Raw genomic sequence first — 22,978 nt, 5'->3', positions numbered from 1 at the left:
ATCAATCTCATATATGACACTACCCTGACAATTGCAGTTCGTGTCAAAGAAAATTATAGGGAATCTTCCTGGGTGGGGGATTTCCAAAATTCGAGTGGGGTGTTCGCCCTTTGTTCGGGGTAGAGGAAGTAGGAGAGAAAGAAAACCAAAATGGAGACAAGGATCCCGATGGTGGCAAGAACAACATCCTTACCCACTTTCCGGAAAGTATCTAAATAAGGTAGGTCTTTGTATGTGATGACATTTAGAATGATTTCGCGGCCCGCAAGGAGTCCTAAAAATGCCCAAGTGGTAGACATGGGGACATTACTAATGTATTGGAAAAAGAATAAGAGACTTCCATACACTAAATCGACAATGGTGGCGGCTTTGGCCCATTGGATGTCTGATTTTTCGGATACCACACGTTGGATGGTGCCACCGTTAGTGCGAATGATGACAAGTAAAGCGACGATGAGAATAAATACAGCGGTCAAAAATTCGATGATTCCCAACTGCCTAGGTAAAAATACGGCAATGTTTGCTGTGTCTTGAAATAACCAAGCCACCCATAAATACATTGTGGAAAGCCATTGTAACTGAGACCATCTTCTCTCCGTTACTGGATCGGGAGTGTGAACCTCATGGTATTCATGTGGGTCTACTTTGACAAGGATCGCCCAAACAACAATCGCAACAAGGAATGCGAGACCATATCCAAAAAAGGATTTTGTTAACATTTGGTCTATGCTCTTTCCACCAAACAATCCTAAGACGAGAAAAGTCGTAGAAACGGGAGCTCTTAGTCTTGTGATGACTACTAGAATTACTGGAGCTAAAAGTTGGAGGAGATTGAAATCTTTGGTTTCAGGGATGGAATCAAGTCGATGAAAATGAATTTCACCTCCATGTAAAAACCATGCGCCTAAATGAACGAAAAATAAAAGACCACCGAAAACGAGAATCTTTTGTAGCCAATGAACTGATTTTTTACTCTCGATAAAGGTTCCGATGGTTTGGACTGCATCGTTTCCAGCCACAGAGAACGATGCAATCGCAAAAGAAAACCATCCAAGATAATACCGAGGAAACCCCAGGAAATAACCTGCACAAATCGTAAAAACTAAAAAAAGGGTAAATACAAAGAATCGAACTTGGTCCTTTTTTGTAGGGTGCTGGTAATCTATTTCCTGGTTAGAGCTCATGCATTCATATAGTGTTTCGCATATCTCTCCGTGATTTCCTTGCGGTCGAAAAGAATAAACACATCTGTAGTACCAAAAACAGAATCCAGTGCAGGAATTCCACAGATTTTAGCACCCACTCGGAGGTATCCTTTCAAAAGTGGAGGGATATTTTTGGAAATTAATTTTGGATCTTCTACATGAAAATTGGCATCAAAACCAGGAAGGACATAGTCAGGGTTTGGATATACCCGAAATTCTTCTGGGGCAATCGCATCTTTCGCTTTCAAAAATCCATAAGATTGGGAAGCAACTCCAGCATCGGTAGAGTGAATTGATCCGCAACCCATCAAATAACGAACGTTATGTTTGTTCATGAACTCAGCAAGTCCTTGCCAGAGTAAAGAGATCACCGAACCATCACGGTAATCAGGGTGAACGCAAGAACGTCCTACTTCTGCAATTTCATCAGGAAGGTTGTAAATAGATGTAATATCAAATTCGTTTTCGCTATAAAAACCAATTCCGTTTTTTGCATTTTGGCGTGTTAATATGCGGTAGGTTCCTACAATTTTTTTGTCATCAGTAGATTTATCGATCACGATTAGGTGGTGGCAGTACAAATCGTATTCATCACGGTCTTTTCTTGTAGCAGAAGATTGTGGCAGACCTTCTCCCATTTCTAAGTTGAACACTTCATATCGTAGTGCGAGTGCTCTTTCAATTTCTAGTTGGTTTTCCGCTAAACGAACCTCTAAAATTCGTTCTGTTTTATTAATAGTATTTGGTTTCATCGGAATTTATCCTCTTGTTTATCTACTGATAAGGTAAAATGGATCGGTTACGACAATGTGACAATAAGGTGAAAATCATTTGTTGGGATCAATTGTTGCATTATTACAAATTGATGACACTAAGTAATTTTCCCGAATCACCAAATAATTTAATGTTTAAGATTCGTCGAATAGCGTTGGTTCTTTGTTCAAATCTTCTTCTATTGTTTCGTCCGGAGTAAATTGATACAATAGATCTGTAATGTCTTTTGGATTTTTGACAGTAGGGTTAAGCCAATGATTTTGATTTTGTAATGGCATTACGATTGGTTGACGATGTTTATTTTCCCCGCAGTTATGGATGGTTTTCATTTTTTCATTTGCTTCACCAGTGAGAATCGTAATCCACTTGGTTCCATTTTCTTCTCCCCATAAACCTGCAAAAAAAGAATTAGGATTTTTGAATGTGATTTCGTATTTATGTTTTTTGCCTGTCCTTTGTATTTGCCATTCAAAAAAAGAATGTATAGGAACAAGAATCCGATTCTGTAGATACTGACTCCAATACGGAGAAGAAATTAATTTTTCTGATTTTGTATTGGTTAAAAAGTCGGGACACCAGGAAGGTTTTGTACCCCAGGCATTCGTTTCGGATACAACCGATTCACCATCTAGTTGAAAGGATTGCACCAAACTTTTGGGATGTTTGATTTCAAATAGCGGTGAATTGAATTTTAGAAATTGGTTGATTGTTTCTTTTGGTAACCTGTGAAACCAATCGGCTTTTTTTTCTTCTTCTAAGATCAATCTCCAGGAAAGCAAGTTACACATGGTGATAAACTTATGAACGAAAAAATAACAGCCTAATGAGCTTCATCCCAATTCCCACCAAACTTTCCTTGGGCAACAATGGGGACTTTGAGTTTCATTGCAGATTCCATTTCTTCTTTTGCCATTTGGTAAAATTCTTTTTTTTCCTTTGGATCCACTTCAAACACTAGTTCGTCATGTACTTGTAAAAGTAGTTTGGAACGAAAAGATTCTTTTTTGATTTTTTTATCAATTTGAATCATTGCAAGTTTGATCATGTCCGCAGAAGTTCCTTGGATAGGAGAATTGATGGCGACTCGTTTTGCAGCTTCGCTTGCCATTTTGTGTTTGGAATGTATGTCGGGCAGGTAACGTCTGCGTCCTAGTAATGTTTCCACATACCCGTGTTCTTTACAGAACTCTACGATTTCTTCCATATAAGTGCCCACACCAGTATATGTGGCAAAATATTTTTCTATAAATTCTTTTGCTTCTTTTCGGCTGATTCGTAAGTTATTGGAAAGGCCGAAAGATGTGACTCCGTAAATTACAGAAAAGTTGACCACTTTCGCTTTGTTCCGCATATCTGAAGTTACTTGGTCTTCGGGAACTCCAAAAATTCCGGCGGCCGTACGTTTGTGGATATCCGCTCCTGATTTGTAAGCGTTTATCATTTGCGGATCATTGGAAAAATGGGCCATAATGCGAAGTTCGATTTGGCTATAGTCAAGGGAAAGAATTTCGAATCCTTTTTTGGCAACAAAACCCTTACGTAATAATCTACCTTCTTCATCTTTAATGGGGATGTTTTGTAAGTTTGGATTCGTTGAAGATAACCTACCTGTGGCCGCAATGGTTTGATTATAACTTGTGTGTATTCGTCCCGTTTTGGGATTGATGAGTGTAGGTAATGTATCTGTATAAGTGGATTTGAGTTTTGAAAATTTTCGAATTTCTAACAGATGATCAATGATAGGATGAGTGCCTTGTAAAGATTCCAAAACTGAATGATCTGTAGAATAACCAGTTTGTGTTTTTTTCTCTGCAGGAAGTCTTAAATCTTCGAATAAAACGGTTTGCAATTCTTTGGTTGAATTGATGTTGAATGGCCTTCCCGCAAAAAAATGGATATTTTTTTCGTGTTCTTTGATTTTTGTTTCGAAAATTTTAGAAAGTGATTCAAAGTATCCAGGTTCTACAGCGATCCCTTCAAATTCCATATCAGCAAGCGCTTGTAATACGGGCATTTCAATATCGAAAAAAAGTTTTTTGTGAATTCCTTCTTCCATTTTGGGTGAAAGAACATTAAAAAGTTGTAACGTAATGTCTGCATCTTCACAGGCATATTCGGAAACACGTTCCGGATCAATATCGTATAGGTTTTGTTTTTTCTTTCCTGTTCCAACTAACTCTTCGTAAGTGATGGTTTTATAATTCAAATAGTTAACGGCCATATCATCCATATTATGGCGGCGTTCTCCAGGGTTTAAGAGATAAGAAGCAAGCATGGTATCAAAATGAATTCCTGAAAGCTCCACTCCATAATTTCGAAACACTAATAGATCATATTTAATGTTTTGCCCAATTTTTTTCCACTTTGGGTCGGTTAACATTGGTTTTAAGACGGCGAGTCCTTCTTCGGGAGATGGGAGAAGGTGGCTATAGATGGACTCCGGATGAGAGAAGGCAATATAATAGGCGCATCCTGGTTCCTGGGAAAAAGAAACTCCAAGTAACTCTGCAAGCATAGGGTCTTGGGAAGTAGTTTCTGTATCTACGGAAATAGGTTTTTTAGGATCAAGTTTTGTTACAATTTTTTTCAATTCCTCTAAGGTTTGGATTCGTTTGTAATTCTTTTTATTGTCCGCAGAACTCTTGTTAAGTTTTTGATCAGAATCCGAACCTGAAGTTTCTTTTGATGATTTTTTGTTTTTTTTGTTTGGTTCTGATTCTGAAACTTTTTCTTTTGTATCTCCGTCGCTGGCAATGGGAATTCCTGCTTGTTTGGCAAGATCACGGTGGAGAACATTGTATCCTTCGTCTTTGAAGTACTGAACTTTGGCAGGTTCATGATAGTTCGGTATTTTTAGATCATTTTTTTTAATATCGAGTTTGAGGTTGGTGACAATGGTTGCCAATTTTCTAGATAAAAATGCATTTTCTTTGTCTGCCGCTAACTTATCAATCAGTGATTTGTTTTTTACCTGGTCCAGTTTTTTGTATATGGTTTCTAAGTTTCCAAATTCTTGGATGAGTTTGGCGGCCCCTTTTTCTCCTACACCTTTTACTCCAGGAATGTTATCGGAAGCATCACCGAGTAGTCCCATATAATCAGGAACTTGTTCTTTGGTAATTCCAATATTGGTTTCTACCCATTTAGGATCGATCTTTTCGAATTCGGAAACTCCACGTTTCCCACGTAACATGTGTATGTTTTTGTCGAGGACTTGGTATAAATCTTTATCACTTGATAAAATGACTATTTCTTCAAAATCTTTTGCAAATTTTTTGCAAAGTGAACCTATGATATCGTCAGCTTCGATCCCATCCATTTTATACATTGGGAATTCCAAAGCCTTTAACATTTCGTATATTGTATGAAGTTGAGGTTTTAAATCCTCTGGCATTGGTTTTCTATGTGCTTTGTAGTCCTCATACAAATCGTTTCTTTCGAGTCTTGTGCCTGGATCAAAAGTAAAAGCAATATGTGTGACTTTTTCATCTTGAAGGAGTTTGAATAACATCCTCCAAAATCCAAATACGGCACCACTAGGGAGACCTGTTTTAGAATTGGTTAGGTTGGAAGCTGCAAAAGCAAAATAGGCTCGGAAAGCCAAAGCATGGCCATCAATGATTAAAAGTCTTCCACTCATATTCCTTCTCCGTACAAAGCATCTCCTAAAAAGGAATAATAAATTAGTTTTGTTTTTTCAACCGTTTTGGAAACAGAAAATCGTTTTACAGAAGATTTGTTGAAAGTTCCGAACTTAGTTCTTAATTCTTCAGATCCAACTAATTTGTCTAAACCTTGGGCAATACTATCGGAATCTCCCACCGAACAGACGTAAGCTCCTTCGTTATGATCTAACATTTCACCTATTCCACCACCGTTTGTAGCAACAATGGGAAGTGCTGATGCCATTGCATCCAAAACAGAAGTTCCAAGCCCTTCTTCTTTTGATGTAAGTGTAAAAATATCGAATAAAGAAAGGAGGGCGGGGATATCTTTTCTGTATCCCGTAAAAATCACTTTGTCCTTAATTCCCAATTGTTCGGCTTGTGATTTTAGTTTGTTTTCCAATTTTCCATCACCAACGATCATTAGGCGAAAGTCAGTATTCGTTCTCATTTTTGAGATTGCATTCAGGAGTGTTTCTTGGTCTTTGTGATCGACAAGTGCTGCCACATTTCCGATGATAATACATTTTTTGGGAATATGAAATTCTTCCTTTAGATATTCGTGTGGAGCCGATTTCGAAAATCGTTTTAAATCAATCCCAGAGTATACAGTGATGATTCTTTCTGGCGCAATTTTACTTGATATCATCACTTCTTTGATTTTTTGAGAAACTGGCAGATAGTAATCGTTAGCTGGATGTTGGTATTTCCATTTTGAGAAAAAACTAGATTTTGGTTTAAAGTCTACTCTTCTTGAAACGATTAATGGAATGTTTAAATGTTTTCTTTTCGCAAATAATGCGAGTGTATGGGCATGTGCCGTATGAGTGTGAATCAGTTTGACATTTTTAGAAATACAGAGAGATCGAATATTCTTATATGCTTTTCTATCCCATTCACCGCGCATTTCGATGGGAATAAACTCGTAACCGTTTTCTTTACATTTTGTTTCTAAAGGAGAACCAGGTTGGCCTACAACAATTTGAGGGATTTTGAAATTGGAAAGTCCTTGGACTAAATAAAAAAGCTGCTGTTCTCCGCCGCGCCATTCGCGGGAAGTATTTACATGAAGGATCAAATTATAAGTGTTTGGAACGGTCGTATTCGAGAGCGATGATGGAACCCATTACTTTGAATCCCGCCGGTGCTTCGTCTACCATTCCTTCTCCGTGAAACATTACTTTAACGGAGTCCATCATGGCATTGATAATTTTCAATCCTTTTCCCATGTTCTTATGTTTTTGGCCAGAGCCATTATAAGGTAGGGTATCCGGTTTTCTACTTTGGTGATTTTTGATATGATCGAGGAAGGTACTAAAACATTGGTTTTGGTTGGATCTAAGGAGTTCTTTGTCGTTATCGGGAAGTGAACCATTTTCGGAAAGTCCCGATCCGTAATCTAAAATGTATAATGTGAATTTGGCAGAATCAATGCGCCAACGGCAGATAATGGTTTCATCACAGTGACAAGATACGTTTGCAGCCACTGCATTGGTAAGAGCTTCGTCAGCGGCGAGTTCAATTTGCATGATATTGTCAGCACTAAACCCGTTGTCTTCCAAGGTACGTTTGAGTTCTGTTCGGAAATGTCTGACAGAAGACATATCGGGAGGTAGGAACATGGCGTATGATCCTAAAGAAGGGGTTAACAAATAAGGTAAAACTTCAGATGCAGTCAACGGCCGTTTTTCCCTCCCCTCTCTACTCATATTACACGAAGGAGAAGGATAAAAAAAGTCAAAAATCCCTCAAAAGCAAACGGCGAAGGAAAAAATTTCCTAAATGGTGAGGCGAATCGCCTCGGCCAAGTGTTCCATCCGTTTGATCAGTTTCTCTTGGCCAAGAAGGCTAAAGAGGATGGGAAGCTCTAATCCGTGAGATTTTCCAGTTGTGATGGCTCGGATTGGCATAAAAAGGGTTCTTCCTTTTTCTCCGGTGGTTTCTCCAGTCTTTGCCATCGCTTCTTTGTAATCATCTGGAGTTACCAAACTTTGTGACTTCACGAATTGGTAAAATGCGGAAACAACGGCCTTTCCATTTCCATCCAAAATCAGTTGTTTTGCTTCTTCGTTTTCAAATTGGAGATTTTCTAAAAAGAATTCTTCAATGTAAGGTGGGGCTTGGATGAGCCTATCCAAATACACACGAACAGAATCCAAAATGGAAAGTAATTGTGGGTTAGTTCCTTTTTTAAACTCTTCTGGAATTTGGCAATCTTTGAGAAATGGTTCGAGATCTTTTCCTAAAGTTTCAATTTTTACATCACGAATGTATTTATTCGACATCCAATTGAGTTTTGATTTTGGATTTAAATATTCCGCAAGTCCGAGAAGTGATAACTTATTAAAATCAACAGTTTCCTTTTCTTCTTCTTTGAGTTTTTTGAATACATCAAAGGTAGCGGGTGATTTAGAGCAACGTTCCACATCGAAGACAGAACAGAGCTCTTCGTCACTCATATATTCTTTCCCATCAGGAGAAGTCCAACCAAGGAGAGCCATATAGTTTCTCATGGTATCACTCGAGTAACCTAAGTCGCGGAAGGCAAGAACAGAGGTAGCTCCCGCACGTTTGGAAAGTTTTTTTCCATCGGTTCCTACAATTTCACTGGCATGAGCAAATCTCGGAAGGGGAAATCCAAAAGCTTCAAAAATTAAAATTTGGCGTGGTGTGTTGGAAAGATGTCCCACTCCGCGAATCACATGTGTGATTTTCATAAGTGCATCATCAATCACCACAGCATAGTTATACGAAGGGAATCCATCGGACTTCACGATAATAAAGTCACCTATGAGTTTGGATTCAAACTTTACTTTTCCTTGGATCATATCGTCTACGATCACAATTTTATGGGGAGTTTTGAATCTTACTGTGTAAGGGATTTTTTTCTCTATTTGGGATTGGATTTCTGCATCAGAAAGGTCAGAACATTTTCCATCATAGATGTAGGGTATTCCCATTGCATCCGCTTGTTTTTTTTTGCCTTCGAGTTCTTCTGCGGAACAAAAACAACGATAAGCTTTTTTTTCAGAGATCAGTTTGTCTGTGTATTCTTTATAAATATGAATTCTTTCGGACTGAGTGTATGGACCGTTTGGACCACCCACTCCCGGACCTTCGTCCCATTCCATTCCTAGCCACTTTAAAGATTCTAAAATAATTTTAAAAGAGGCTTCTGTGGAACGATCTTGGTCTGTGTCTTCGATACGTAGTAAGAACTTTCCTTTTTTGGCTTTCGCATACAAATAATTAAATAAAGCAGTTCTTGCTCCTCCTACGTGGAGAAATCCGGAAGGGGACGGGGCAAAACGGGTGCGAACTTCTGTCATTTGATTTCCTCTTTGAGTAAAAAATCTCCGATCCGTTTGTAACCAAATGGTTCCTTTGTTTTAGTAGTGAGTCCATTGGTATACGGCGGAACAAAGTATAGTTGTGTATTATTTTCTTTATAAATAAGTTTGGAATATAATTTGTCGGTTTCTGTTTCGTTTAATTCATAACGAAGTTGAAGGTAGTCATAATGATTGGAAACATGTTCCGATTTGATGGTTCCTGCTTCTTGTTTGGTAAACACGGTGGAGTTGGAAAAAAACTCCATAGTTCCCAAACTATGGGACCAACGATTTTCTCCACTTACAGCAGAGTGAATTCCTTCTTCTACAAGTAATCCCGTATCACCACCTAATTCAAATAAATCGAACTCTTCGATGGAAGATTTAATTTCAGTAGAATTGGTTTTGTTTTCTAAAAGCTCAGTAAGCGTAGAACCTTTGGTTTCCGAAGCATAGGATTCGGTATAAACAAAAAGAATTCGTTTTTCGGATTCATCTTTTCTGAATTTTCCTATCTTTTTGTTCCAAATGATTTTGTAAGAATCAAAAGGATCGTTACCAAATTCTGATTTCACTTTTGATAAAAAAACATTGTCGTAAGCAAGGAAACTGAGCTCAATTTTCTCTGCATATCCTGTAGTTTTCCCAGGTTCCCATTCGATAAATCGGAAGTGTGAAGAACCCTCTTTGAAGAAGGATTGAGTCATTTTTCGAGGAGATTTAATGTATAAAACGGAAGCGGGAATTTCTGAAATTGGATCTCTGGTGATGAGTGATTTCAGGTTCTGGCAGTTGGATCCAGAAAAAAAAATCAAGGTACATAAAAGCCAATAGAATCGGGAGTATTCTTGAGTTTCTGGGGACATAGACCGGTGCGTATCGCCAGTCTAAAAAGGGAAAACCGCTTGACAAGTCAATTCACCCCATCCCTGTGTCATTTGGAACCATGAAGAACGAAGAACAGTATCCGAAACGCCCCTTTGAAGACCAAGTGAATGATGACCAAAGGAAATACTCTCGCTATGTATGCGATTCGAGAGCCATTCCGCAAGAAATTGATGGTCTAAAGCCTGTTCAACGACGGATTTTATGGGCGATGTGGAACTCGGACGCTCGTAACCGCCATACCAAAACTGTAAAAGTGGCAGGCCTTGCGATGGGATACCATCCACATGGAGATCGTTCCATTCAAGATGCCCTTTCTCAAATGGCCCAAGACTTTGCTTTTGCCAATAATTATCCGCTAGTACATGGAGAAGGAACTTTTGGTGACGTTCTCGATCCGAACGCGATTGCTTCCCCCCGTTATACAGAAGTCAAACTTTCCGACTTTGCGAAAGATTTAGGATTCTTTGAAAGTTTACCTGATATTGATTATGTCAAAAACTATGATGAAACCGAAGATGAACCCATTCATTTTGTGGGAAAAGTTCCGGTTGTACTCTTAAATAACATCCAAGGGATTGCGACGGGTTTCCGTTGTTTTATTCCTGCACATAAACTCAGCGATGTCATCGAATCTCAGGTGACTTATTTAAAAACTGGGAAACCAAAAAAGATCACACCTTGGTACAAAGGGTACGGTGGAGAAGTGAAGTTGTCCAAAAACGACAACGGTAGCACAGTGATGTCCACTACGTTTGGTTTCAAAAAAGAAGATGGGAAATTGTTTCTAGTTGATGCACCAATGAACTGGAACCGGGAAAAAGTAGTTAACCACCTAGATGATTTGATTGAGAAAAAAGACAATTGGTTGAAGGACTATGTGGATCATTCTAGCCAAACCTTCAAAATTGAACTCATTGCTAAAAAAGGCGAAGAACCTTCAGAAAAAGAAATCAAAGAACTTTTTTCCAAAGAGAACAATGAAGTGCTTACAATCAACGTAATCACTCATGAAGGAAAACTTCGTAACTTCAACCCAGAAGAAATCATCAAACGATTCTGTGATTTTAGAAAAACCCATCTCATCCGTCGTTTCAAACGACTCGCTGGACTCGAAAAAGAAAAGATCGATCGTAACTCAGAACTCATTCGATTCATCAAAGAAAAGTGGAACGAAAAAGTAACAGGCATTAAGTCCAAAAAAGACTTTGAAGACAAATTAAAAGCAGCTAAATTCGTTTATTTCGAATGGTTGAGTTCGATTCCAGTCTATCGAATGACTTTGGAAGAAGTTCGTAAATGTGAAGATGCCATTGTAGAAGCTAAAACTAAATACACTGAGTATACAACATTACAAAAAGATGATAAAAAACTCACCGGTTTTATGACCGATGAACTTGATGAACTGAAGAAAAAATGGGATCCGAAATAGATAATTATGGCTCAAAAAACTGAAAAAACCTCAGGAAATTCGCGAAATTTTAAGAAATTATCGAACGTAGAACACGTTCGTATGCGGACAGGAATGTGGCTTGGGCAAAACTCCCTTTCCACTTTTGAACAACATTTTTTTACCAAAGATAACGCTGGTAAGTATGACATCGTTCACGAAGAACTTTCAGACATTCCGGCCAAACTAAAATGTTTGGACGAAGCATGTATGAACTGTGTGGATGAGTATAGAAAGAACTTAAACGACAAATCCATTCCCGAAAAAGACAAGATGAACAAACTCATCATCCAATTGTCAACGGACCGCAAACGAGTCACCATCCAAGACAATGGACGTGGGATTCCGGCTGACAACGCGGAAGGAGTTTACCTCCACTTAATGTATGGAGAAAACTTTGATGATAAAGTCAAAGAAGACCATGTTGCCGGACAGAACGGTGTGGGGATTTCTCTTGTACGTATGGTCTCTTCCTTTTTTAGAGTGAAGACCATCAATGGTGGAAAAGCTTACAAAAAAATGTTTAGCATCCATGATGATGTGAAAAAAACCATTCGTGGATTTAAACTTTCAAAAGAAGATACTGAGCGTGTTCATTTATACTATGATGAACATGGAACCTTTGTAGATTGTCCGTTATTATCCGCTGACCAAATTAAACAACTAAAAGCACCTTGTGATAAAACAGGGATGACGGCCGTGATCGAAACTGCTAAAAAAGAAGACCACGGAACAACAGTTGAGTTTGAATTAAACCCTGCTTATTTTAACAACCTAGATACTTCTTTTAACATTAATTTGGTGAAACAATACCTTCAAGATATTGCTATGTCTAACCCTGGTTTAGAAGTAGTATTCATTCACAAAACTGGAAAAGAAAAGTATAAATTCAAAAAAGGTTTTGATGAGATTTTTAGTAACTCCGAGATGGTTTACTATAAGTTAGATTATGCGGATAAAGCTTCCTCCTCACAAATCCATATGGATACTTATGTAGTTGTGGGACAAAACAAAACCCTCACATGGGTGAATTCCATTTTCTGCCCTCAAGGTGGATCTGCGATAGAGTATTTAGAAAATAGGCTTTGTGATGAGATTCGTAAAAAATCACAAATTGTCAGTTTAGAAAAAAAACTAAACACTCAATGTACAAGAAACGATGTAAGAAGTTGTTTTCATATGTATGTAAACCTTCGTATCCTCAATCCTCGGTTTAAGTCACAAGACAAATCTTATCTCATTAATGATTTGAATGAAGACATTCGTAAGTCTGTGGACAAACACCTAGACAAACTTTTGAAAAAAACGGGCCTCATCGAAGAAATTAAGATGGTGATGGAACGCAGAACCCAGATGAAACAGCTCGAGGACGCTCAGAAAGGCCTCCGTAAGGCGTCTCGGAACAATATCCCTAAGCTTATGCCTCCGACAGGCAAACCGAACGATCCTGGCCGAATTCTATTTGTGGCGGAAGGGGACTCGGCGATTGCGGGTTTACGTCCGGCAAGAAATCCAAAGTTGCATGGGCTTTTTCCTTTGCGAGGGAAACCACTCAACTGTAAGGGAATGTCACTTGCCAAAGCCTTACAGAACGAAGAGATGAAAAACATAGTTGCCATCGTCGGTCTTCCTCTCGACCAAAAAGTTAAGTCTATCGATGAACTTCATTACGATCGCATCAGTATCATCACAGATGCGGATTTTGATGGATATGCCATCAGGTCTTTAATGTTGTCTTTTTTCTATGAGTATTGGCCTGAACTTTTTGATTTAGGTTTTATCAATATTTCTGCGGCACCACTTTATGAGGTAGATGTGAAGTGGAAGGATGCAAAAAAAGAAACTGTATTTTGTATCGATGATTCCGACTACGACAAGTTAGTTGCGAAAGTGAACAAACAAGGTGGCGAAATCACTCGTAAAAAACGGAATAAGGGACTTGGGGAAACAGGAAAAGAAGCAATGAAATATGCTGTCGATCATTGTATGACCACAATCACTGTGGGAAATAAAAAAACCGCTAAAAATACCCAAGACTTATGGTTTCACAAAGACTATGCAGAAAAACGTCGTGAAGCGATTTCTGAATATTCGATGAGTGTGATCGAAGACTAAGGTATTTTACGAAAAGACCAAACTTTTACCAACAAACAAAGTCCAAACAAAAGTAAGTTTTGTAGTTCTTTCCGTTTGGCATAGCGATCACTCCCCATTCCATAGGTTTGGGGAGATTTGTTTTTTATGGACTTGCGGTAGAAGAGTGATTCGCAATTTTTAGGGGAATGAAACCTAGTTCTCCTAAAAACACTAAGTCTTCGGTTAAATCCTCCGTTAAAAAGCAAACCAAGGAAAAAGAAGAATCTCTTCTTCCGTTTCATCCACTTCCATTATTTTTTCCTCTTCCTGTTTCCTTAAATCGTAAATCAAAATCCTTTTTTCTAATATTAAACATTTTTATTTTCCTGCAATGTTCCTCCTTCCAAGAAAAACCAAAGGAAGTTTACCATAAGGATATTGCCAAAACGGAAAAAGTGGTTTTATCCAAAATTGAAGAAGTTAGAGACTCAGGAATTAAATCACTTTCATATATGTATTTGTTAGGTGATGGCGTTGTACATTCTGGTTCACTTGGTGTGGACAACAAAGAACAAATCAAACGATTTAAGATAGGAAGTATCACCAAACTATTTACTGGGATTGCCCTTTTGCAATTACAAGAGAATGGCAAACTACAGTTAGATGATCCTGTTTCCAAATATTTGCCGGAAGTAAATGTAATGCCTTCTCGAGGAAATAAATACCGCGAAGTTACCATTCGAGATATTTTAACCCATCAATCAGGATTTCCTTCCGACAGGGCCTCTGGTTTTTTCCTATCTCCTGAAACTAAGGATCCTGAGATTTTGGACGCTTTTCGTTCCCTTCCCCAAACACTTTCGCAGATGGAAAGAAACGAACCAGGCAAGGCCCATTCGTATTCCAATTTTGGGTTTGGGTTACTTGGAATCGTCATAGAACGAACTTCTGGTATTGGCATTGAAGAATACTTTCAAAAATTTATATTTTCTAAGGCGGGAATGAAACATTCCACCTTGTTAGAGTTAAGTGAAGGATCAGAATTGGTTTCTGGATATTCTGGATTGTTTTGGAAAACAAAAACGGTAAGGCCTGTGATCCGTGACTTAACTGCTGGGTCTCTATCAACAACGGGAGAAGACATGGGGCTTTTTATGAAGGCATTGTTTCAAAGTAAAAGAGGGAATGGCCTTCTTTCCCCATCCAGTTTTTTAGAATTTCACAGTAAACAAAAAGGGCCTAGTTCCAATTTTCAAATGAAGTTGGGTCTTCCTGTTTTAATGGAAGAAAAGAAGATTGGTGATAAAAGTATTTGGATTTCGGGGCATTCTGGATCACTACCTCCCTTTTTTGCAGATTTGATTTATGATCCAGAATCAGAAACCGCTAGTTTTCTTGTGGGAAACACTTTGAGTTTTTCTACAGCTTCAATTCGGCCAGCTAACAAAGATATTTTGGATATATGTTACGAATACAAAACGGGATTAAAATGGGAAGACCCGCCATTATCAGAGCGAAAAAACCAAAATCAGTTAGATGGTTTTTATGGCCTCTATGTTTCTCCTCTGGGTGTTCATGAAGTGAAACAAGGAAATCCACCAAAACTCGAAATGATGGGTTTTGACTTTGATTTAGTAGAAAAAGACAATCGATTTGGAACCAACTTACGTTTGTTTTTTGGTTTAATTCCAATAAAACAAAAAAATTTAGAATCGATGCGGATCGAATTTGAAACTTGGGAAGAAACTCCCATATTTACCATGTATTCCTTGAATGCTGCCAAAGGAAGTTGGGGTTTTGGAGTTTTGGTACGCCCTGATTACCGGTTGCCAGAAAAATCTTTTTTAACCACTTATAAAACTAAGGATCCGTATTCACTCATTTCCAGAGTGGAACTGAAAGAAGACAAACGTGGATTTTTGAACGCCACTGTTTACTATTCGTTAGGTGGAATGGAGAATTCTAACCAATTCCCTTGCCAATTAGAATCAGAATCCACACTTAGGATTTTAGGTTTTGGTCGCAATTTAGGGGAGAGGGTGGATCTAAAAAAAGTGAATGGGAGACCAGTTCTCGTGTATTCCGGGATTCAGTTTTTGGGAGATTAGGGGAACAGACTGTCATAGAATGAATTTGTTCGGGAATATTCCCTTACTTTCTAAAAGGTAAAAAAAAAGCGGAGAAGATTCTCCGCTTTTTCCCACCAAACAAAGATTTGACTCATCGTCAGGTGAATCTAACGAACCGTAAAGATTTGTTATTTTTTTAGTCTTCCTGTATGTCCAGAAGGACCAGTTAAACTTGCAGCTTTACCAGAAACAGTCACACAAACATCTGGAAAGAAGAATCCATCCACTTGTGTTGTTGTTTTTACATCGAGTAGAATGTCACCGTCAGTTTTCTTTAACGCACGGTAGATTGCCGCTCCTGTAACAGAATAATCTGGAGATGTTTTAGCATAGTAATATATACCAAGAGTTATTCCAGAGAGATACCACTCAATGGGATTTAATGTTACTCCTTCTCGTTCTGTTCCTTCATAGTTGAGCCTTAAGAAACCTAATTCATAGTTACAAGCTTTTGCCGATGTCTCTTGTCCTATATCATAGGCAGCTTCAGCCAATGGAAGATGAGCTACTCTTGACGAATGAATCGCAGAGCTACCCGTTTTACAGTTAACCAGAAAAATTGCAACCGAGAGCAATAAAACGATGATTTTATTCATAGTTATTCTCCCTTATTTTACAGGGCCAGTTTTTAAAGTGACTGCTTTTGCCTTAACGGTGATACAAGTGTTAGAAAGCAACAAGTAGTTTGTTGTTTCGTATTCAAATCTTGGGTTCACTAGATAGTTAGCACCTTCCACTTTTGAAAGCGCATCAAAGATCGCTTGTGCTTCGAGATAATCAGTTGTGAAAACAGTAGAGACAAAACCATTTTTGTTAGTAATACCTGTAGGGAAAATTAAGATTCTTCCACCACAAGATTTTCCAGTTGTGTCGCCACTGATTGTGTAATCTGCAGGTGCAAGTGTCACGTTATCTGTGTAAAGACCAGGAATTGTTTTTGTAGTTGTGGAGCAGTTAGCAACAAACGCTACTGCAACGATTAAAAAAAGTAGACTTTTTTTCAAGTTAAGTTCCTCCGAAAGTCCAAATTAGATAGGTTGATTTGAATCAGTCAAATCAAATTATTAAATCAGCGATTCAATTTCTTTCCAGATCTTTTGGAAATTTCTTGACCGATCTAAATAATTATAGCGTGTATTCTGAAATTCTTTTTGTTTTGATTCTAAGCCTTCTACATGTAATACGGTCTTTGTTTCCATCTGGATCCAAACGAGGATCAGTTTTGCCCTAACACCAGCCATACAACCCCAATCTTGACCGTTGAACCAACCAGCATTATGCGAATAAGAATATTGCACTATTGGAATCAATAAAACACCACGTTTCCCTTTAAAATCGTAACCTGTTTGTAACTTAAATTCGGGTATTTCGTTAGGGATATTGATATTATCGACACCTTCATCGGGCACTTTTGTGAAGTCCTTTTGGAATCGGACTTGGAAGAGTTTGGTCGGTTGGGCAATGGAAAATTTTTGATAGGATTTGAAACTTTTTGTCACGATAGCTTGGACAGTGTTTAGGGATTCTTCCTTAACCCCTGTTTCGTTGAGGAACTCAATTTGTTTGGTGACAACTTGTTCTCCCCAGATGGTTTTTTCTCTGCTGATCCCACCTGAAAAATTGATATCACCCACAAACAGGTTTTTTTTGTAGATTTCTTTTTTGTTGGTTACAGGGATAAGTTCTTTTAAAAGGAAAATTTCTTCTGACACAAACAGTTCGGATTGGCCAAGTGCGGGCAAACGAGAGAGGGCTGAACTTCCAGAAGAACATGAGGCAAAAAAGGATAAGAATAAAAAGAGAATCGGAATTAGTAAAGTCTGCATTTCACCTACTGAAAGATACTGAGACCTAAGAAAAAAGCATTTTTTCATTTTGGCCCAAAAGGAATCTCGTCTTTGTGTTTGGGTCAAAACTTAATCGATTTTTGGTTTGTATCCTTCTGTCCATAGCTGCGGGAAAACTACACGATCTAAACGCAGACCCTCTGACCCTTTATGCACTTGATCTCCAAAAGGCGAGGGAATGGGGTCAGTTCCAACCGAATTCTTCTACAAATTTAAATCGATTGACTGAACTTTTATTACTATCAGATGAACTTCGATTATATGAAGATTTTGCTTGGATACAGTTGCTTCATTATGAAAAAACAGGAGCGGGAGAATACAAAAGTGCTGTCAAATCGGAACGTTTCTTTTTTGATCCCAAAGGAAAAGTAAATCCTCGGGCGGAACTCCAGGCGACGATTCGGAGTTTTTTTGTAACAGAAGAGATTCCTGTTGAATTAATACATCCACTATGTTCTTATCCGGCACGTTATCTGTTTCTTAAAAAACATTTACATTTTGAATTTTTTGATATATCTAAAGTTAGGTGCGAACGATATGAAAATTGGAAAAACTCTTTAAACGTAAATTCGGTGACTCTTGTTTTCGCATCTCATTATTTACAGTCACCAGCTTCTTTTTTTGGACATACTTTATTAAAACTAAACCAAAACAAAAATGCCAATTCACAAACAGAGTTATTGGATTATGGCGTAAACTATGCAGCCGACGCACGTAATTATAATCCTATTAGTTACGCCTATTTAGGGTTAACTGGTGGTTATCAAGGTAGGTTTTACCTTTTCCCATATTTTTTAAAGGTAAATGAATACAATGATTTGGAAAATCGCGACCTCTGGGAATACAAAATTGGATTGAGTGAAGAAGAAACTAATATTTTGATTTCTCATTTATGGGAATTGTCTAGAGCAGAATTCAATTACTACTTTTTAAATAAAAATTGTTCATATCAGCTTTTGGATTGGTTAGAAATCGCAAAACCAAATTTAGATTTAAAATCAAATTTGGGAGTTGTCATCTCGCCAGTCGAAACCATTAAACTCTTATTGAGTAAAAATGAATTAATCTTTGATAAACAAATTCGACCTTCACTGTATTCAGAAATCAAATCTAAACTAATAGAAATGAATGGGGAAGAAAAAGAATTGTTTTGGAAGTTAACGGACTTCACTAATAATCATTTGGATACAGATAGTTTAATAAGAAATTTTCCTAAGATTCGATCGGACTTAGTGTTGGATGCAACATTAGAAACGTATCGATATCAAAAAAATCGTGGGATTGAGTTCCCAGAATCAGCAAAACAAAAATACAAACAATTGTTAAAGATGCGAAGTCAAATACCGGGCGAAAACCTGAGTTACAAGCTAAGTTTTGATTTTGTCACTCCGCCTGAATCCTCACATCCTATGGGAAGGGTTTCTTTAGGCGGTGGATATTCCAACTTGGGAAGTTTTTTGGAATGGAAATATCGTTTTGCTTATCATGATTTGCTAAATTCATCTATGGGATCACCACCTAACGGTGAATTGGTATTTTTGGATGGGACAGTCCGAAATTACGAGGGGAAAAAACCTGAATTAACCTCTTTCTCTTTAATGAGAATTTTATCTTTACATCCCTATAATTTTATATCCAAACAATTATCTTACTTAGTAGATTTTGGATGGCAGACTGTCGTTTTTTCAAAAGAAAAGGAGTTGTTTGGTCAAGTTCGTCCGGTGGAAGAATTGAATCCATATTATAGAAAACAAGTTTCCAATTTTGAGGCAGCATTTGGTTATACTTTTGCGGATGAGTTTTCTAAATTTGCACCAAGGTTTGGAATGATCTCAGTTTTAGCCGGTAGTAAGTTTCAGTCAAATCCATCTTTTGAAACAGGTGCGCGAATTGGACCGAATATTCAAACAATTTATCAAAAAGAATTTGGGAATTGGAAATTTTTAGGAAGTGTAGTCGCGCAACATTATGCTTTTAGCAGAAATCCAAATACAGTTACGGGGAGTTTGAAGTTGCGGTACCTTTTTTCCGATACCGCTGAACTTAGATTAGAGTTGTTTTCAGAGAGATTTTATAGAGAATTAAACCTTTCCTTCCATTATTTGTTCTAGTAATTTAAATTTCCTGAGAAACCCGCTTTTGATTTCTGTAATGAGCGATGTAGGTGATAAGAACAAGGGCACCCACAGGAACCGCAAAATAAATATGAACTTGGATGAGTCCTGCAATCATTCCTAGAATTCCACCTAAGAATTGTATGACGACAAGGTTCCCGCCAGTATTATCCAAAATCATTTTTTCCAAATCGTCTGTGTCAAGTGCCATCACTCGTTCCTCTACAAGGGCTGTGACATTGATATTGTGCACAAATTTTTCTATGTTAGTTTTAAGATAAACCTTTCCTTCTTCACTGTTCATAAATTCGAGTAGGCGTTTTTTCACCCAATCCACAGCACGAAAGAAATTCTTTTCGATTTCTTCCCAGTTGTTCGGATCATCCAAATAAGCCTGTAATCTTTCGATTCCTGATGGGAGAAGGTTTTGTCTGGCGTAGTCACCACTAGCTTCCAACCAATTGGAAATTTTTCCAGTAATGAATTCTTGAGTTTCTTTGGAGTTCAATCGTTCTTGGAGGCCAGCCATCATTTCATCCATCATATTCATAAACTGGTCTGAAGTTTCTGGATCTTTCACAAATCGTTCTAAAAGTTCCCGAATGGCATCTTCGTTGAAAGAAAAAATCTTTTTTACTCCAATTCCAATTTTACCAAGTGTACTTCTTGTTTTTAAATACTCTTCCAAACCTTCGTTCAGTAAGTTAGCAAGCTTTGGCATTTCTTCTAAAAGGATAACTCGGAGTTGTTTTCCTAATTCTTCACGATTGGTTTCTTCTGTAAGATAATAAGTTAGGCGTTCTTTTGTATAATCCCAAAGTTTTTGCACTTCTTCGGGACGTTCAGCCATCTTTTTCATTGTCTCTTCTGAAAAATCGAAGATAACTTCTAAAATCTCTGGCCCTCTTTCCTTTAACATCGAAATGATTTTTGTCACAAGCATAGTTCGAATTTCTTCGTTATGTATGGCATCATCAATTTCTTTGACTATTTTTTGTATTCCTGTTTCTACTAAGTTACGTTCGTAGATATAAGTTAAAATAATATCAGGATGAAGTAAGTTACTTTGGATACTCTCGCCGAGGGATTTAGCAATTTTTGATTTGTTTTTGGGAACAAGGCCTGACCAACCAAGCACCTTACCATGTTTAGGTTGGAATAACATTTTAATTGCAAGGAAATTGGTGAAATATCCGACCATCCCTGCCATAAGAACTACAAAGACCGCGTTGACCCAAACATTCCCTTCATAATAAAATTGGAAACCTCCGCCAATGACAGAGAAGATAACAAGGAGTCTGCGATACCAAGTATCTAATTTTGCAACATCCATCCTATTCCTCTTCTAACTTTAAATATTTACCGCTCAACCTACGAAGGAAACCTCGTGGGATAAGCTCAGATACAGTGATGGCACCTTGATTGAAGGAACCAGTAATACAAACGGCTTGGTTATAACGAAGTGCATTTAGCGATTCTTCCACAACTACATCTGCATTTTGCCACATAAAAGATGGGTATTTGGATTTGCTAATTCCTGCTCTTTGGTGAAAATCAGAATGAGTGAGTCCGGGACAAAGTGCTTGGACATAAATTCCATGTGGTTTGGCTTCTTCATGGATGGACTCTGTAAACGATTTTACAAAAGCTTTAGTGGCTGCATATATCGCACTACCTGGTGCAGGCAAATAACCAGCGATAGATGCCACATTAATCAAATAACCCTTTTTATTTTTTTTGAATCGGTTGAGGGCAACATGACTTAAATGTACTAAGGTTTTTACATTTAGATTGACTTCATCTAATTCTTTATCGAGTGGTAATGCGGCAAATTCACCGACAGTTCCAAACCCAGCATTGTTGACTACAAGTTCTGCATCTTTATCTTTTGAAATGATTTCAGCGAGTTCTTCTACATCTTTTTTTTTGGTAAGGTCCAAAGCGAAGTATTTTAATATTCCTCTGGATTTAGGTTCTAAATCTAAAATTACTTTTTTTAAATCGGATTCCGTACGGGAAATTAAAAAGACATTATAGTCTTTCGCAAGAGCACGAACAAATTCTTTTCCAATTCCTTGGGATGCGCCAGTGACATATGCATTTTTCATTCTGATGGATTCCTTTTCATCAGGACGGCTGTGGATCCGTCCGGATAGTATTTTTTACGTCTCTCTAATTCAATAAAACCGACGGACTCATAAAGTGTAATGGCGGCTACATTCGATTCCTTCACTTCCAAAAAGAATTCTTTTTTCGGAAATTCTAGAAATAGAGCCAACAATAGGTTTTTGGCCAAACCTAACTTTCGATAGTTGGGAAGAGTTGCAATCCGAAAGATTTCAATCTCCCAAGGAGTTTCGCAAACAAGAGCATAACTCTTTATTTCCGGATCTCCCAAACCAAAAGCCACATGGAATTCAAGATGGGTTTGGATCATTTTTTCTGTCCATTCCTCACCGGGGAAACATAAAGATTCCCATTGGAGGAGCGAGGTTAAATCGGATTCACCCAGCCTTCGAAAACTATGAGACATAATCACATTTTTTTCTTTTCATCCAAAAGAAAGAAACTAAAATCGAACTGATGGGCACAAAAAACAGCAGGTTTTCTTTGGTTTCCTTGCCACTGGCGATTCTTTTTCTCCTGCTTGGACTTAGTTTGTCTGGTTGTGACTATCTCAAGTCACTCACTGAATCCAAATACCGTAAACGGATTGGTGGGGAACTTCCCTCCGAAAAAGACATAGTGAATTGGAAAGAAAAGTTGGCTTTGGAAGAAGCGGAAATCGAAGAAATGGACAAACGGATTCGGAAAATGGTCCAAAAGTCCAATCAAGCGGCCGCCCTTTCTTGGAAAATTGCTAGGGCTTATATGCGCGCCGGTTCGGCGGACTTAGGTGCCCGTTATTATGAAGAGGCAATAGGAGAAACGCTCCCCAATTCCAAACAAGGTGGATTTGAAATTCATTCTTATGAGTCAGCCTTACCATTTTTTGAAAAAGCGATCCAATCGGGAAAGTTAGACAAGCAGTTGTTATATGAAACTGCTGTGGCGTATGCCAATGCTTCTAAAGATATGGGTTGGGAGCCTGTCAGACGAAATCGTGCCATTGGACTTTTTAAACAACTTTCCAAATTAGACAAAGAAGATTCTCGGTTCCCCTTTCAATTGGCACTCATCTATTTTGATTCTTCTTTAAAGGATGAGGCTTGGAATGGAAAACTTGCAAATGGGTATGACGAAGTGGAAACTGCCTTTTTGCTTCTCGACCAAATTTTGCGTAAAGAACCATACAATGTTCCCACTCGGTTTGCAAAGGCCAATTTTTTATACCAAGTGGGAAAGACAAATTTAGCCTATGATGAATACACGCGGATTAAGTCCATATTGGAAGAGATGAAAGAAAAAGGAACCATCCGCGAACCTTTGGATGAAAATTCATCATACCGCAATGTCATAAAAAACTTAAACCAATTGGGGGCCCAAAACAAATCAAACTGA

General features: G+C 38.1%; 19 protein-coding genes. 5 read left to right on the top strand and 14 right to left on the bottom strand.

Annotation, left to right across the window (positions count from 1 at the left end; translation table 11 throughout):
- Positions 1-53 precede the first annotated feature (53 nt).
- The 8 genes from EHQ31_RS15055 to EHQ31_RS18830 form a co-directional block, all read right to left on the bottom strand.
- Positions 54-1,184, bottom strand: coding sequence for a hypothetical protein (locus EHQ31_RS15055; RefSeq protein ID WP_135571580.1), 1,131 nt, complete (start codon positions 1,182-1,184; stop codon positions 54-56).
- Positions 1,181-1,957: a GNAT family N-acetyltransferase gene (locus EHQ31_RS15050; protein ID WP_135571578.1), complete on the bottom strand. Its 777-nt coding sequence runs from the start codon at positions 1,955-1,957 to the stop codon at positions 1,181-1,183. The genes EHQ31_RS15055 and EHQ31_RS15050 overlap by 4 nt, the downstream gene beginning before the upstream one ends.
- Before the next feature lie 156 nt (positions 1,958-2,113).
- A complete protein-coding gene (locus tag EHQ31_RS15045; RefSeq protein WP_244247419.1) occupies positions 2,114-2,743 on the bottom strand; it encodes an SOS response-associated peptidase family protein in 630 nt (209 codons plus the stop codon).
- A 56-nt stretch (positions 2,744-2,799) separates the two neighbouring features.
- Positions 2,800-5,619, bottom strand: a complete 2,820-nt coding sequence (gene polA / locus EHQ31_RS15040; RefSeq protein ID WP_135571574.1) for a DNA polymerase I — start codon at positions 5,617-5,619, stop codon at positions 2,800-2,802.
- Entirely contained in the window at positions 5,616-6,722 is a 1,107-nt protein-coding gene (locus EHQ31_RS15035) for a glycosyltransferase (protein WP_135571572.1), read from the bottom strand. Before EHQ31_RS15035 ends, polA begins: the two co-directional genes overlap by 4 nt.
- Before the next feature lies 1 nt (position 6,723).
- On the bottom strand, positions 6,724-7,323 hold the full coding sequence (locus EHQ31_RS15030; protein WP_244247418.1) for an ATP-binding protein: 600 nt from the start codon (positions 7,321-7,323) through the stop codon (positions 6,724-6,726).
- A 99-nt stretch (positions 7,324-7,422) separates the two neighbouring features.
- On the bottom strand, positions 7,423-8,973 hold the full coding sequence (gene gltX / locus EHQ31_RS15025; protein ID WP_135571570.1) for a glutamate--tRNA ligase: 1,551 nt from the start codon (positions 8,971-8,973) through the stop codon (positions 7,423-7,425).
- Positions 8,970-9,683 (bottom strand): hypothetical protein, encoded by a 714-nt coding sequence (locus tag EHQ31_RS18830; RefSeq protein WP_167882032.1) that lies wholly within the window; start codon positions 9,681-9,683, stop codon positions 8,970-8,972. Before EHQ31_RS18830 ends, gltX begins: the two co-directional genes overlap by 4 nt.
- A 239-nt stretch (positions 9,684-9,922) precedes the next feature.
- On the opposite strand from EHQ31_RS18830, the gene EHQ31_RS15020 reads away from it, so the two are divergent.
- The 3 genes from EHQ31_RS15020 to EHQ31_RS15010 all read left to right on the top strand — a co-directional run bounded on the left by EHQ31_RS15020 (position 9,923) and on the right by EHQ31_RS15010 (position 15,495).
- Entirely contained in the window at positions 9,923-11,293 is a 1,371-nt protein-coding gene (locus EHQ31_RS15020) for a DNA gyrase subunit A (protein ID WP_135571568.1), read from the top strand.
- A 6-nt stretch (positions 11,294-11,299) separates the two neighbouring features.
- Positions 11,300-13,426, top strand: a complete 2,127-nt coding sequence (locus EHQ31_RS15015; RefSeq protein WP_135571566.1) for a toprim domain-containing protein — start codon at positions 11,300-11,302, stop codon at positions 13,424-13,426.
- A 167-nt stretch (positions 13,427-13,593) separates the two neighbouring features.
- Positions 13,594-15,495, top strand: a complete 1,902-nt coding sequence (locus tag EHQ31_RS15010; protein ID WP_135571564.1) for a serine hydrolase domain-containing protein — start codon at positions 13,594-13,596, stop codon at positions 15,493-15,495.
- A 149-nt stretch (positions 15,496-15,644) separates the two neighbouring features.
- Here the strand turns inward: EHQ31_RS15010 and EHQ31_RS15005 are convergent, their stop codons facing one another.
- The 3 genes from EHQ31_RS15005 to EHQ31_RS14995 are packed head-to-tail and all read right to left on the bottom strand — an operon-like array spanning position 15,645 to position 17,390.
- Positions 15,645-16,112: an LEPBI_I0682 family protein gene (locus tag EHQ31_RS15005; RefSeq protein ID WP_135571562.1), complete on the bottom strand. Its 468-nt coding sequence runs from the start codon at positions 16,110-16,112 to the stop codon at positions 15,645-15,647.
- Between the two features lie 12 nt (positions 16,113-16,124).
- On the bottom strand, positions 16,125-16,520 hold the full coding sequence (locus tag EHQ31_RS15000; protein ID WP_135571560.1) for a hypothetical protein: 396 nt from the start codon (positions 16,518-16,520) through the stop codon (positions 16,125-16,127).
- A gap of 60 nt (positions 16,521-16,580) precedes the next feature.
- The gene (locus EHQ31_RS14995) at positions 16,581-17,390 is read right to left on the bottom strand and encodes a hypothetical protein (protein WP_244247417.1); all 810 of its coding nucleotides are present in this window, start codon (positions 17,388-17,390) and stop codon (positions 16,581-16,583) included.
- A gap of 26 nt (positions 17,391-17,416) precedes the next feature.
- On the opposite strand from EHQ31_RS14995, the gene EHQ31_RS14990 reads away from it, so the two are divergent.
- Positions 17,417-19,474: an Lnb N-terminal periplasmic domain-containing protein gene (locus EHQ31_RS14990; protein WP_244247416.1), complete on the top strand. Its 2,058-nt coding sequence runs from the start codon at positions 17,417-17,419 to the stop codon at positions 19,472-19,474.
- A gap of 4 nt (positions 19,475-19,478) precedes the next feature.
- On the opposite strand, the gene EHQ31_RS14985 is transcribed toward EHQ31_RS14990, so the two are convergent.
- Genes EHQ31_RS14985 through EHQ31_RS14975 form a run of 3 tightly spaced genes read right to left on the bottom strand, consistent with a single transcriptional unit; the run spans position 19,479 to position 22,010 of the window.
- On the bottom strand, positions 19,479-20,810 hold the full coding sequence (locus EHQ31_RS14985) for a DUF445 family protein (RefSeq protein WP_135571556.1): 1,332 nt from the start codon (positions 20,808-20,810) through the stop codon (positions 19,479-19,481).
- A 1-nt stretch (position 20,811) separates the two neighbouring features.
- A complete protein-coding gene (locus EHQ31_RS14980) occupies positions 20,812-21,585 on the bottom strand; it encodes an SDR family NAD(P)-dependent oxidoreductase (protein ID WP_135571554.1) in 774 nt (257 codons plus the stop codon).
- Positions 21,582-22,010, bottom strand: coding sequence for a GNAT family N-acetyltransferase (locus tag EHQ31_RS14975; protein ID WP_135571552.1), 429 nt, complete (start codon positions 22,008-22,010; stop codon positions 21,582-21,584). Before EHQ31_RS14975 ends, EHQ31_RS14980 begins: the two co-directional genes overlap by 4 nt.
- Positions 22,011-22,060: 50 nt before the next feature.
- Between EHQ31_RS14975 and EHQ31_RS14970 the strand changes: the two genes are divergently transcribed.
- A complete protein-coding gene (locus EHQ31_RS14970; RefSeq protein ID WP_135571550.1) occupies positions 22,061-22,978 on the top strand; it encodes a tetratricopeptide repeat protein in 918 nt (305 codons plus the stop codon).

This window comes from Leptospira montravelensis (assembly GCF_004770045.1).
Taxonomy (GTDB): Bacteria; Spirochaetota; Leptospiria; order Leptospirales; family Leptospiraceae; genus Leptospira_A; species Leptospira_A montravelensis.
Note: the sequence above shows the minus strand (reverse complement) of the source record. Positions and strands in the feature narration are given on the sequence as shown.

What these genes read in the sequence shown, in the direction of transcription:
- EHQ31_RS15055 (WP_135571580.1), bottom strand. Translation starts at nt 1,184, where the DNA reads ATGAGCTCTAACCAGGAAATAGATTACCAGCACCCTACAAAAAAGGAC.
- EHQ31_RS15050 (WP_135571578.1), bottom strand. Translation starts at nt 1,957, where the DNA reads ATGAAACCAAATACTATTAATAAAACAGAACGAATTTTAGAGGTTCGT.
- polA (WP_135571574.1), bottom strand. Translation starts at nt 5,619, where the DNA reads ATGAGTGGAAGACTTTTAATCATTGATGGCCATGCTTTGGCTTTCCGA.
- gltX (WP_135571570.1), bottom strand. Translation starts at nt 8,973, where the DNA reads ATGACAGAAGTTCGCACCCGTTTTGCCCCGTCCCCTTCCGGATTTCTC.
- EHQ31_RS18830 (WP_167882032.1), bottom strand. Translation starts at nt 9,683, where the DNA reads ATGACTCAATCCTTCTTCAAAGAGGGTTCTTCACACTTCCGATTTATC.
- EHQ31_RS15020 (WP_135571568.1), top strand. Translation starts at nt 9,923, where the DNA reads ATGAAGAACGAAGAACAGTATCCGAAACGCCCCTTTGAAGACCAAGTG.
- EHQ31_RS15015 (WP_135571566.1), top strand. Translation starts at nt 11,300, where the DNA reads ATGGCTCAAAAAACTGAAAAAACCTCAGGAAATTCGCGAAATTTTAAG.
- EHQ31_RS15010 (WP_135571564.1), top strand. Translation starts at nt 13,594, where the DNA reads ATGAAACCTAGTTCTCCTAAAAACACTAAGTCTTCGGTTAAATCCTCC.
- EHQ31_RS15005 (WP_135571562.1), bottom strand. Translation starts at nt 16,112, where the DNA reads ATGAATAAAATCATCGTTTTATTGCTCTCGGTTGCAATTTTTCTGGTT.
- EHQ31_RS14995 (WP_244247417.1), bottom strand. Translation starts at nt 17,390, where the DNA reads ATGAAAAAATGCTTTTTTCTTAGGTCTCAGTATCTTTCAGTAGGTGAA.
- EHQ31_RS14985 (WP_135571556.1), bottom strand. Translation starts at nt 20,810, where the DNA reads ATGGATGTTGCAAAATTAGATACTTGGTATCGCAGACTCCTTGTTATC.
- EHQ31_RS14980 (WP_135571554.1), bottom strand. Translation starts at nt 21,585, where the DNA reads ATGAAAAATGCATATGTCACTGGCGCATCCCAAGGAATTGGAAAAGAA.
- EHQ31_RS14975 (WP_135571552.1), bottom strand. Translation starts at nt 22,010, where the DNA reads ATGTCTCATAGTTTTCGAAGGCTGGGTGAATCCGATTTAACCTCGCTC.
- EHQ31_RS14970 (WP_135571550.1), top strand. Translation starts at nt 22,061, where the DNA reads ATGGGCACAAAAAACAGCAGGTTTTCTTTGGTTTCCTTGCCACTGGCG.